This window comes from Mesorhizobium sp. M2A.F.Ca.ET.067.02.1.1, assembly GCF_004023285.1.
Lineage (GTDB): Bacteria > Pseudomonadota > Alphaproteobacteria > Rhizobiales > Rhizobiaceae > Mesorhizobium.
The window spans coordinates 20,165-27,216 of the sequence record NZ_RZSB01000016.1; the positions used below are offsets into that span (position 1 = coordinate 20,165).

Below are 7,052 nucleotides of genomic sequence, written 5' to 3' on the forward strand. Positions count from 1 at the left end.
ACCTGTCATCGGGCGCGATGGCCCTTGATATGCGGCCCTTGCCGCCAGCTGACGATGATTGACAGCGGTTTGACAGCTTCCGCATGCGACAGCTCCCTTCCATGAAAACCGTATCGATGAGCCTGGCAGCTCTGGGCGTGGCCGCGCTTGTGATGGCCTTGCCGTCGGCCGTCCGGGCGCAGGATGACGACGATGATCATGATCGGGCGCGCGATCTCCATGAGCGCGGCGAAATCGAGGGTCTTGCCGACATCATGGCCATCGTGCGCGCCAAGGCTCCCGGCGAGATTGTTTCGGTCGATCTCATTCGTGCCGAAGGCAAATGGATCTATCGGTTCCAGGTGGTCGCCGCCGACGGCAGGCGCCGGATCGTTGACGTCGATGCCGAGGTGGGCGGTGTCAAGGGTGATGAAGGCCACAGATGAAGATCCTCGTGGCTGAAGACGAACCGCGCATCGCGGCCGACATCGCGGCGGTCCTGAAGGCCTCGGGCATGGCTGTCGACATCGTGGACAATGGTGCAGCGGCCTGGTTTGCGGGCGATGTCGAGAACTACGACGCGGCGATTCTCGACCTCGGCCTGCCGAAGCTCGACGGCCTCACGGTGCTGAAGCGCTGGCGCGCAAATGGCCGTCGCTTTCCCGTCCTCATCCTGACGGCGAGGGGGCTGTGGACCGAGCGCGTCGAAGGGATCAACGCCGGCGCCGACGACTATCTCCCGAAACCTTTTGAAATGGAGGAACTGCTGGCGCGGCTGCGAGCCATCCTGCGCCGCTCGAGCGGGCAGGCAGCACCAGTGCTGAAATCAGGCCCTTTGCTGCTCGACACGTGCCAGATGCGCATCTCGCTTCGCGGCGTTCCGGTGGCGCTTTCGCCGCTCGAATATCGGCTTCTCGCGTTCCTGATGCATCATGCCGGCCGTGTGGTCGCATCAACCGAGCTTGCCGAGCATCTGTACAGTTCCGACAACGAACGCGATCCCAACACAATCGAGGTCATCGTCGCGCGTCTGCGGCGCAAGCTTGGCAGCAAGATCATCGAGACGCGTCGCGGTTTCGGTTACTTTGTCCCCGACGGGCCGGATTGATGCGCAATTCGATCCGTTTCAGGCTCTGGTCGGCTGCGGCGATATCGATCGTCATCGCCCTTGCCATCGCCGGTGTCGGTCTTCGCTATCTGTTCGAACTGAACGTCGAGAGGCGTGTTGTCAGTGAGCTGACGGACGATCTCAACGAACTGATCGCCGCGACGAGCTTCACGGCCGATGGCCGTCTGTTTGTGGCGTCCACGCTGGCCGACCAACGCTTCTCCAATCCGCTGTCCGGCCACTACTGGCAAGTGGAAGACCTGGCCACCCACAGCCTCGTTCGGTCGCGCTCATTGTGGGATGCAACGCTGGCCCTGCCCAAACAGGCAGGCAATGGCGAGTTGCGGAAGGAAGAACTCAAGGGGCCCGGCGGCGAGCTCACCGTCGCCGTCATTCGCACGATCACCGATGCGGACGGGCGGGCCTTTCGCGCCGTGGTGGCGGAAGACCATCGCAATGTGGAAGTTTCCGTTGGCGAGTACGTCCGTGACCTTGCGCCGGCCCTCGTTGTGCTGGCCTCCGCCCTGATGGGAGCTTTCTTCATCCAGATCACCGTCGGCCTGGCGCCGCTGGAAAGCCTGAGGATCGCCGTCAAGAACGTGATCGCGCAGCGGACGGCACGGTTGGACGTGGCCGCGCCGAGCGAAGTGCAGCCACTCGCCGACGAGATCAACCGCCTGCTCGACGCCCAGGAGAAAGCCCTCTCTCGGGCGCGCTCGCGTGCCACCGACCTTGCGCATGGCCTCAAGACGCCGCTGCAGGTCCTGTCCGCCGACATCCGGACCCTGCGCAAGAAGGGCGAAAGCGAGCTTGCCGACGAAATCGAGAAGAGCGCGAGCGCGATTCGCCGTCATGTCGAGCGGGAGTTGGCACGCGCTCGTCTGGCGCCTGGTGTTTCGGGCGATGCCGCTTGCCTTGTCCGTGAGGTGGCGAGTGGCGTGGTCGCGGTCGTCAAGCGCACGCCGAGGGGCAAGCAGCTCTCATTCGTCATCGATGCCGCCGAGGATTTCATCGCGCCCGTCGACGAGGGCGATCTTTCCGAGATTCTCGGCAATCTGGTGGAGAACGCGACGCGTTTCGCAAGCTCCGCGGTTCATGTGAGCGCATCGGCAAGCGCTGGCGAGGTGATCATCAAGGTCGTCGATGATGGGCCGGGCATTCCCGAGGCCGCCCTGCACGCCGCTCTGGTGCGTGGCGTTCAGCTCGACAGCAAGGGCGGCGGCAACGGCCTCGGCCTGGCGATCGTTTCGGATATCGTCGAAGCCTATGGCGGCCGTCTCGAAATGGCCAATGCCAACTCCGGTCTGGCGGTGACCATCCACCTGCCATGGCATGCTTGAGCGGCGCCCGTCTGGCGAAGCAATTCCACGAAATGGACAGCGCTCCTTGATCGAGATCAACGTCGCATGCCGCCTGAGATGGCAATGATTTGCCGTCTGAGGAGTGTAGCGAGATGAGCTTTCTCGATTATCTGATGGGCGTTGACGCCAGAATTGCCTTTATGGGACGCATGATGCAGAAAACGGGCGTCGACCGGCAGCTGCGGGTCGTGGCCGATCACGTCGCCGTCACCAATCGCGCCGTGGACCGGTGCCGCTCCTGCGGCCACCAGGACGAATGCGCGGCCTGGCTCGACGAAACCGAGCATGCGGATCACCCGCCGGCCTATTGCCGCAATGGCGACTTGATTGCGCGTTTGCAGTCTATCCGTTGATCGAGCGCCGAGGCCGCGGCCTTGATCGGTTGCCGCCGTGAGCCGCCCTGGCTACCCGGCCGACTAACAGGCGGCTCCTGTGATGCCCTCAACCCGAAGGCGTTCATCTATTGCGTGGCCATCGTGCCGATGGACATCGAGGCGGCCGCGCTGGGCATCGCCTGGATGGCGCTGCTCGTGATCAAGGCACTGACCGGATCGATATGGCTGCTGCTGGGCGGGCGGTTGAGCGGCGGCAAGAGGATGGCCGACGCCATCGCCGGCGCGGCGCTCATTGTCTTTGCGCTGCTGCTGGTTCGCCCCCTGATGCCGTTGTCCGCGATTTGAGTGCGTGCGCCGGAAGCGCGACGGTCTTCAGGAGACAAGCACCACCGAGAATGGCCCGGCGCAAAAGAGCTTGTCCGTGACCTTCTTGACCCCGGCAACGTTCTCGGCCGCAACCACGGCAGCTTTTCGCTGGCGTTCGTCGAAGATGGCGCCGCTCAGCTCAACGTCTCCCTTGTCGACGGTGACGCCGATAAGGTCGCCGCCGACGCTCCAGGACTGCCCCCGCAGCTCGGCAAGAATGTTCCTGCGGATGACCTCGTCGTCGACAGTCGCAGAACCTGATTTGGGCAGAGTGCGGAGCATGATGCGCATCAGATCGGAGCGGCTGACGATGCCGACGATCTTATCCGCGTCAAGGACAGGCACATTCTTGATGTCGTGGGTTGCCATGAGCTCGACGACCTCGGCAAGCGAAGCGCCTGGCGCTGCCGAAACGACGCCGGCGGTCATGACCTCGGCCACCCGGCGGCCGCTCGAACGGACATACTCGTCGGCGAGCTTGCCTGGACCGGCAAGAAACTCCAGCCAGCGAGGCCGCGCCCGTCTGGTGCCAAGTTCGCCCCGGCGCAGGAAATCGCCTTCGCTGATGATGCCAGCCAGCGATCCGTCGTCTCCCACGACCGGCAGGCAGCGGATGTTCCTGGTCAGCATCAGATCGGCCGCTTCGGCGACCGAGGCAGAGGTGGCGATTGTGACCACCGGCGTCGTCATGATGTCCCGAGCCTGCATCGAAGTCTCCCGCTATCGTCAGCCTTACTCTCGGACGTCGGCAGCAACGCCGCCTTGATCTACGTCAGTTTGATCGCGGGGCTTCCTTGTCTCGCGTATCGGGTTCGATCAGTATCCGCTCGGCGGCTCCGTCGAGATCCTCGTATTGGCCACTGCGCAAGGCCCACAGGAAGCCGGACAGACCGAGAGCGCCGAGGAACAGGGCCACTGGAATGAGATAGACGAGCGTGGTCATGGGTGCGCCGCTTCGATGGCGTCGCTGCGGCGCCTGGCGGGAGCGGCTTCAGGAGCCGCTTTCGCCGTCGTCTGAAGCCGCATCGCATTTGCGATCACGATCAGCGAGGAAGCGCTCATCGCGATCGCCGCAATCAGCGGCGTCACATGTCCGAGGATGGCAATCGGCACGGCGAACGCGTTGTAGATGATCGCGATCGCGATGTTCTGGCGGATGAGCCGGCCGGCCTTGCGCGAGACATCCAGGGCGAGCGGCACCGCCAGCAGGCTCTCGCGCAGGAAGACGAAATCCGCGGCCTGGCGGCCGATGTCAGCCGCGGTCGCCGGAGCCATCGAGACATGCGCGGCGCCGAGCGCCGGCGTGTCGTTGAGGCCGTCGCCCACCATCAGCACCTTGTGACCGGCGCGGGCCAGCGCCTCGATCCTCTCGACCTTGCCCGAAGGCAGCAGGGCCGGCACGAAATTCTCGATGCCCAAGGCTCCCGCCGCCTCGCCGCAGGCTCTCGCGGTGTCGCCGGAAAGCATCTCGACCGAGATGCCGGCGTCCTTCAACCGTTCCACCGTCGCCTTCGCATCGGCGCGCGTGGCATCCTCGAAGGCGAAGCATGCGACGATCCTGCCATTCTTCGCGAGGACCGTGCCGCCAAGGCCGCCATATCGCCCTTCACCGCCGGTGCGGGCCTTCCATCCGGCCCAGCCGAGCCGGCCAAGGCGCCAGATATCGCCGCCCGCGGACGCTTCGATGCCGAAGCCCGGCTCCTCCTGCACGCGGTCGAATTGGGTTCGATCGCGAAGGCTGCCATAGGCCGCCAGCGCCTTCGAGAACGGGTGCCGGGAATGCGCCGCCAGGTCTGCCGCGATCGCCAGCATGGCCGGATCGATCGACGCCGCGTTGACGAGCCTGGGCAGCCCCAGAGTGAGCGTCCCGGTCTTGTCGAACACAGCCGCGTCGATCGCCGCGAGACGCTCCATCGCCGAACCGTCCTTGACCATGACGCCGGCCTCGAACAGGCGCCGGGCCGCCACCACCTGGACGATCGGAACCGCGAGGCCGAGCGCGCACGGGCAGGTGATGATGAGCACGGCGATCGCGATGGTCATGGCGCGGTGCCAATCGCCGGACGCAACCATCCAGCCGAGGAAGGTGACGAAGGCCGCCAGATGGACCACAGGTGCGTAGAGTGCCGATACCCGGTCGGCGATCCGCCTGTAGCGCGAGCGGCTACCCTCGGCGGCTTCCATCAGCCGGATCATTTCCGCCAGGAAGGAATCCTTCGCTGCGGCGCGAGCCTGCATCGTCAGCGGACCCGTCAAGTTCAGCGTGCCGGCCTGGACGTGCGTGCCGGCGCTCACGGCTTTCGGCGCGCTCTCGCCGGAGACGATCGAGCAATCGAGGTCGGAATTCCCGCTGACGATATCGCCGTCGACCGGGATCCGCTCGCCGGCCGCAATGAGCAGGCGCATTCCCCGAGCGAGTTCGGCGACGGGCACGTATTCGCGTATTCCGTCGTCCCGCAGGACCACTGCCCCTCGCGCGGCAAGCCGCGACAGGCCATTGACCGCGGTTCGCGCCCGCTCGCGCATCACGTGATCCAGCGTGCGCCCGATCAGCAGGAAGAAGAGCAGCGACACCGAGGCGTCGAAATAGGCGTGCTCGCCGTGATTGATGGTCTCGTAGAGGCTCATCGTGTAGGCGAGGGAAACGCCCACCGCGATCGGCACGTCCATGTTCATGCGGCCATGGCGCAGCGCGTTCGCAGCCGAGCGGAAGTAGATCCCGCCGGCGAAGGCGAGCGCCGGGATGGCGATCAGCGCGGACAGCCAATGGAACAGATCGCGTGTCGGGCCTTCCGCGCCGGACCAGACCGATACCGAGAGCAGCATGATATTGCCGGCCGCGAAGCCCGCCACGGCGACGGCGCGGATCAGCTCCGAGAGCGTCCTGTCCTTCTCGTGAATTTCCGGGTCGAACAGGTGCGCCTGATAGCCGAGCCGGCCGAGCACGGCGAAGAATGGCGGGACGATGTCGCCGCGCCAGCGGACCGACACACGCTTCGTCGACAGGTTGACGCGAGCGGAGGCGACGTTCTCGACCGAGCCGAGCGCCGCCTCGATCGCCTGGATGCAAGCTCCGCAGTGAACCGTCGGCACCGATAGGTCGGTCTGGTGGATGTCGCCGCCCAGGGAGCGGCTGGCCAACTTGATCTCCTCGCTCGACGGCGATGCGGATGTCGCGCCAGCGACCTCCAACGCCATTTCAGCCCCAGGCGCGCAGCAGCTCATTGCAGGGCTCCATTTGAGATCATGACACGGCGGACGTCGCGGAACGGTGAAGCCAGCCCGGCATCCGCATCGATCTCCACGATCCAGACGCCATTCCTGGGCGTGTGCCGGACAGCAAATGCGTCCGCGTTCCCGGCAGTGCCGGCCACCGCGGCAAGTGTCAGGGCTTCGTCCTCGGCCTCGTAGGCCGGGTGGCGGAACAGCACCTTGACGCCGCGCAGCGGCACCGGCTTGCCCTGGCTGTCGACAAGGCTGTAACGGACCTCGCCGGAAGCGACGCTCAGCTTGCCTGTCCAGCCCAGCGCCGCCTGCGCCCTGCCTTTCCTGGCTTCTTCGTTGAACTGCTGGCTTGCGACATAGGTGTTCTCGACGACGAGGCCGGTCCAGCTCTTCTGGGCAAGCGTGGCCATGGTGACATTGACCCCGATCACCACCGCGAAGAACGCCAGAATGGAGACCAACATATGCTTGCCGGTGAACTCGCGCGGCTTCGGCATTTCGGCGCTCATCTGCTGTTCTCCGGGGCATTGAAAGTTGCAGTGTATTCGGCGGTTTCGGAACTTGCCGTGTCGTCGATGCGGAATTCGAAACTCTGCGCCGGCTTCCTGATCTGATCGGCCGGTTGCCGGACGAAGACCTTCAGCGTCTTCAGCCGGTCGGGCTCGACCGGGATGGAGA

10 protein-coding genes are annotated in these 7,052 nt (G+C 65.2%); 5 read left to right on the plus strand and 5 right to left on the minus strand.

Features of this window, described 5'->3' with window-relative positions; translation table 11 throughout:
- Positions 1 to 116 precede the first annotated feature (116 nt).
- From EOA28_RS03565 to EOA28_RS03585, 5 genes are all read left to right on the plus strand, one after another.
- Complete coding sequence (locus tag EOA28_RS03565; RefSeq protein WP_245501466.1) at positions 117 to 425, plus strand: PepSY domain-containing protein; 309 nt, start codon at positions 117 to 119, stop codon at positions 423 to 425.
- Complete coding sequence (locus tag EOA28_RS03570) at positions 422 to 1,087, plus strand: response regulator transcription factor (RefSeq protein ID WP_127250420.1); 666 nt, start codon at positions 422 to 424, stop codon at positions 1,085 to 1,087. The genes EOA28_RS03565 and EOA28_RS03570 overlap by 4 nt, the downstream gene beginning before the upstream one ends.
- Positions 1,087 to 2,427 (plus strand): HAMP domain-containing sensor histidine kinase, encoded by a 1,341-nt coding sequence (locus EOA28_RS03575; protein WP_127250421.1) that lies wholly within the window; start codon positions 1,087 to 1,089, stop codon positions 2,425 to 2,427. The genes EOA28_RS03570 and EOA28_RS03575 overlap by 1 nt, the downstream gene beginning before the upstream one ends.
- Before the next feature lie 113 nt (positions 2,428 to 2,540).
- Positions 2,541 to 2,801 carry a DUF6455 family protein gene (locus EOA28_RS03580; protein WP_128314572.1) on the plus strand — a complete coding sequence of 87 codons (261 nt, stop codon included), beginning with the start codon at positions 2,541 to 2,543 and terminating at the stop codon, positions 2,799 to 2,801.
- Positions 2,802 to 2,822: 21 nt separating this feature from the next.
- On the plus strand, positions 2,823 to 3,128 hold the full coding sequence (locus EOA28_RS03585) for a hypothetical protein (protein ID WP_126079236.1): 306 nt from the start codon (positions 2,823 to 2,825) through the stop codon (positions 3,126 to 3,128).
- A gap of 27 nt (positions 3,129 to 3,155) precedes the next feature.
- On the opposite strand, the gene EOA28_RS03590 is transcribed toward EOA28_RS03585, so the two are convergent.
- From EOA28_RS03590 to EOA28_RS03610, 5 genes are all read right to left on the minus strand, one after another.
- Entirely contained in the window at positions 3,156 to 3,857 is a 702-nt protein-coding gene (locus EOA28_RS03590) for a CBS domain-containing protein (RefSeq protein ID WP_127250424.1), read from the minus strand.
- A gap of 64 nt (positions 3,858 to 3,921) precedes the next feature.
- Positions 3,922 to 4,092, minus strand: coding sequence for a cbb3-type cytochrome oxidase assembly protein CcoS (gene ccoS, locus EOA28_RS03595; RefSeq protein ID WP_126079235.1), 171 nt, complete (start codon positions 4,090 to 4,092; stop codon positions 3,922 to 3,924).
- Entirely contained in the window at positions 4,089 to 6,374 is a 2,286-nt protein-coding gene (locus tag EOA28_RS03600) for a cation-translocating P-type ATPase (protein ID WP_127250425.1), read from the minus strand. Before EOA28_RS03600 ends, ccoS begins: the two co-directional genes overlap by 4 nt.
- Positions 6,371 to 6,883 (minus strand): FixH family protein, encoded by a 513-nt coding sequence (locus tag EOA28_RS03605; protein ID WP_126079233.1) that lies wholly within the window; start codon positions 6,881 to 6,883, stop codon positions 6,371 to 6,373. Before EOA28_RS03605 ends, EOA28_RS03600 begins: the two co-directional genes overlap by 4 nt.
- On the minus strand, positions 6,880 to 7,052 hold a 173-nt coding region (locus EOA28_RS03610), incomplete at its 5' end, for a FixG Ig-like domain-containing protein (protein ID WP_281060888.1). The genes EOA28_RS03610 and EOA28_RS03605, both read right to left, overlap by 4 nt.